This window comes from Nonomuraea sp. NPDC049784 (genome assembly GCF_040659615.1).
GTDB lineage: Bacteria > Actinomycetota > Actinomycetes > Streptosporangiales > Streptosporangiaceae > Nonomuraea.
Genome location: NZ_JBFAMX010000817.1, coordinates 1 through 3,707 on the forward strand (window position 1 = coordinate 1; position 3,707 = coordinate 3,707).

Consider the following 3,707-nt stretch of genomic DNA (forward strand, 5'->3'; position numbering starts at 1 on the left):
CGACGCCTTCGGCCCACCGCCCGGCCGGGGTCTGGCCCAGTGTGCTGTGCACCTGGCCGTGGTAGGCGGCCACTGCCAGGGCCAGCCACCGGTTCAGCTCGGTGACGGTCAGCACCGCGCTGGCCTGGCTGTCGTAGCTGCCGCGCTCTGCCGGGTTGGAGAAGGTGGTGCCGGGAAGTTCGTGCACCATCTGCATCATCGTGCCGATCAGCCGTTCGATGATGCCGCCGAAGTGCGGCATGCCCTTGGGCCGGTACGTCAGCGTGATGCCGTGCTGAGCGCAGCCCCGGCGCAGCGCCTCGCTGCGGAACTCGGTGGCGTTGTCCACGTGGATCTCGTGCGGTTTGCCGCTCATCGGCCAGGCCACCGCCTGCAGGCCGATCCGCTCCAGCCACGGCCGCTTGTCGCACACCGTGTGCGCCAGGCACAGTCCGGCCGACAGCGCCGAGGGCGCCTCCAGCGTGACCACGAGGCCGACCACGCACCGGCTGGCCACGTCGATCGCCACGGTGACGTAGGGGCGGCCGATCGGCAGCCGATACCGCCCGTCGACCACCTCCAGATCGACCGGCGTGTGGTCGATCTGCACCTGCTGCAGCAAGCCTTCGATGCTCGGCGGATCCCCGCCCGCCGACCGCAGGCGGCGCGCCCCGTCGGCGCCCTCCCGCGCCGTGGCGGCCGCCGCTGGATCCAGCGCCTCGATCCGCCGCTCCAACGTGCTGCGGGCTGGCACCGGCAGCCCGCCGGCCCGGCACCGGCGCACGATCTCCCGGTAGACCGCCGCCACCGACCGCCGCTGCCGGTTCAGATACCGCGAGCTGATGACGTCGCGCAGGACCGCTTCGACCTCGGCCGGCACCCGGCCTCGTCCCTGGCCGCCGCTGGAGCGCCGGGGCAGCAGGTCCGACACGACGCCCTCGCCTGCGCGCCACCGCCCCAGCAGCACATACACGTGGCGCCGTGAGATCCCCAGTTCGTCCGCCGCCGCGTCTGCGGCCGCCAATCCCACCCGCGGCCCGGCGGCCAACCGGCCGATCACCTCCGCCTGGCGTACTGCCACGTCCCACGCCTCATCCGGGGCGGTTAGCACACCCCGCTCAATGATCTGCGCTCGCCCGCCGTCCATGCCGGGGTCCTCACCGTCGCGCACGCGAGTACGGAACAAGATGCACCGTAGCGCAGAGGACTACGGACAAGCCGGTGCTTCGCAGTCCTCTGCACGGATCCCTGAAAGTCCAGGACATCCGTGCACACGACTTCGGAAAGTGACAGGGGCAGTAGGTCTCGCAGGGCGCTTCGAGACCCGTTGCGAACCTGAACGCCCCGAGCGCCCGAATCGGTCGCGCGCTCGGTCTGCGGTCTGGTTCGCATCACGACGGTGTTGAGCAGGTGGGATCGGGCGCCGATGAGAAATGGCGCCGACAGTCGTCTAAGTAGACGTCCGGTGAAAACGCGCTGCGCGCATCAAGGGAGAGCAACGAGATGAGACCACTTCGATACTCGATCAACGTCACGCTCGACGGCTGCTGCCATCACGAGGCAGGGCTCCCCCCGGACGAGGAGTCGATGCGTTACTGGACCGCTGAGATGGAGCGAGCCGATGCCCTGCTATTCGGCCGGGTGACCTACGAGATGATGGAGTCGGCGTGGCGGAAGCCGGCCACGGACACGTGGCCTGACTGGATGGATGAGTGGCAGATCCCGTTCGCCGAGACCATCGACCGGGCGAAGAAGTACGTCGTGTCGAGCACGCTGAGCGCGGTCGATTGGAATGCCGAGCTGGTGCGAGGCGACTTCGGGCAAGCGGTTCAGCGGCTCAAGCAGGAGTCAGGCGAGGGCCTGTGGGTGGGTGGCGTGACGCTCCCCCTGGCGTTGGCAGATCTGGGACTGATCGACGAGTACGAGTTCCTTGTGCAGCCGGTCCTTGCCGGACACGGGCCGACGTTGCTCGCCGGTCTGCGCGAGCGCATCCAGCTCGAGCCCGTGGACCGCCGTGAGTTCCGGTCGGGGGCGGTCGCCCTGCGATACCGGCCCACGCGAGTTACGGCTTGACGTGATTTATCCTGGCACGTTGGCCGCTCCCTCGCGACGGAACGACGGCTCGGAGTCGCGTTGGCCGCGCTGGCCGTGCCCCCGAACGCGCGGACATATCGACGGGGGACATCGCCCCGAGGTGCCGGTAGCGGACAGGGCAAACGTTGCGAATCGCCGTATACAGCTCGACCTTGGTCGCCGATATGCGCATGGGGCCCCCAAACGGGAGAAGCACACCGACTCTCCCACCGCAAGAACCCCACTGCCGTCAAAACTCGGCGACGTCACCCCTCACCACACGAAGCCGCCTTCCCTGCCCCAGCAACAAACGCCTCCGCAACTCACGTACATAGCCAGTGATGCCCAGCGTGACAGCGATGTCGCGGATCCGTGCCTCTGGAGCGCGAGCGATCGCGATCAGCACGCGGGCGTGGTGGGTGATGAACGTCCAGGTGCCGCAGCTGTCGTCGGTTGCGTTCACGGGGGTGCGGTCAGGCTTGGTAGCGGCGGGCGGCGGTGTCGGGGCTGACATCCAGAACGGCAGTGAGCTCGTCCCAGGTGGCGCCGGTCGCTCGGTCGGCGGCGACGGCGGCGGCCAGGACGGCGCGGGCCTGGGCGAGCAGGGGCAGGGCGGCGGCGGTGTAGCCGGCGATGGGCCCAGGCTTCCAGCCGGTCTGCTGAGTGGGCGGGGCGAGGTCTTCGGCGTGCAGGTCCAGGGCAAGCTTCCCGGCTGCCTGTGCGAGGCGTTCGGCCTGGTGTGACGGCGCTGCTTGCGGGTGTCGTCCTGGCGTTGGTGGCACTGGGTAAGGGGGCGCCAGCGTCTGGCGCGCGTGCGGCCGAAAGCCCACCGGCAGGCGTCGGAGCAGTACTTGCGGGGCCGTCCTCCGCGGCGGTCCGCTGGAGGGGGCAGCGGCGCCTCGCAGTTCAAGGCACTGCTCGGTTCGAGATCCCATGAGGACGGTCACCAAAGGGGTTTCGTGGTCGCATGGCTGCGGATCAGGCTGTCTCGTTTGCTGGGTTGTGAGACAGGTTAGCCCGCACCGGCGCGGTCACGAAACCCTTCCCCAGGAGGTCCTGGCGCGGGAGCTGCGGGTGAGGCGGCGCGTCATCTGGATGATCGCCGACCAGGTGATCATGATTTCGCTGTGCTGCGGCAGCCGTTCATGGTCGCGGATATTGCGGCGGGCGCGCAGCACCCACGACAGGCTGCGCTCCACCACCCAGCGTTTGGCCAGCACGACAAAGCCCTGGGCGCCGCGCGGCCGGGAAACCACCTTGACGGTGAGGTCCAAGAAGGTGCGCGCCCACTCGATCAGCGATCCCGCGTAGGCGGAGTCGGCCCAGACCAGGGTGATCTCGGGATGGGTCAGGCGCAGCCGGAACAGCAGCTCGCGGGCGCAGTCCCGGTCGGGGGTGTCGGCCGGGGTGACCATCACCATCACCTGAAGCCCATCCGGATCGACCACAAGATGTCGCTTCCTCCCATTGATGCGTTTTGCCGGGTCAAAGCCGCGAGTGGCCTTGCTGACCGTTTCCGATCCCTTCACCGACTGCGAGTCGACGATGAGGGTGACCGCACTAGGGCCTGTTTCAGAAGTGGATCACCTGGGTGGTCCACTTCCGAGACGATCTTTGTGTGGGTCGGGGTGATTTGACCGTCGCGCAGTGGGCGA

At 68.7% G+C, this 3,707-nt stretch carries 4 protein-coding genes and 1 pseudogene; 1 reads left to right on the top strand and 4 read right to left on the bottom strand.

Going from position 1 to position 3,707, the window contains the following annotated elements:
• Positions 1 to 1,150, bottom strand: a 1,150-nt coding sequence (locus tag AB0J09_RS59060) for a DDE-type integrase/transposase/recombinase (protein WP_360712178.1), incomplete at its 3' end; no start/stop codon positions are given.
• A gap of 332 nt (positions 1,151 to 1,482) precedes the next feature.
• Here AB0J09_RS59060 and AB0J09_RS59065 point away from each other — a divergent pair.
• Entirely contained in the window at positions 1,483 to 2,052 is a 570-nt protein-coding gene (locus AB0J09_RS59065; RefSeq protein ID WP_030925166.1) for a dihydrofolate reductase family protein, read from the top strand.
• 250 nt (positions 2,053 to 2,302) lie between these two features.
• Here AB0J09_RS59065 and AB0J09_RS59070 read toward each other — a convergent pair whose 3' ends face one another.
• The 3 genes and pseudogenes from AB0J09_RS59070 to AB0J09_RS59080 all read right to left on the bottom strand — a co-directional run.
• Positions 2,303 to 2,515 carry a hypothetical protein gene (locus AB0J09_RS59070; RefSeq protein WP_355394890.1) on the bottom strand — a complete coding sequence of 71 codons (213 nt, stop codon included), beginning with the start codon at positions 2,513 to 2,515 and terminating at the stop codon, positions 2,303 to 2,305.
• 10 nt (positions 2,516 to 2,525) lie between these two features.
• Positions 2,526 to 2,834 carry a hypothetical protein gene (locus tag AB0J09_RS59075; protein WP_360712183.1) on the bottom strand — a complete coding sequence of 103 codons (309 nt, stop codon included), beginning with the start codon at positions 2,832 to 2,834 and terminating at the stop codon, positions 2,526 to 2,528.
• 285 nt (positions 2,835 to 3,119) lie between these two features.
• Positions 3,120 to 3,620 (bottom strand): annotated as a pseudogene (locus tag AB0J09_RS59080) (transposase); the annotation flags it as partial.
• Positions 3,621 to 3,707 lie beyond the last annotated feature (87 nt).

Excerpts from the sequence above, each read along its gene's own strand:
- AB0J09_RS59065 (WP_030925166.1), top strand. The coding sequence starts at position 1,483 with ATGAGACCACTTCGATACTCGATCAACGTCACGCTCGACGGCTGCTGC.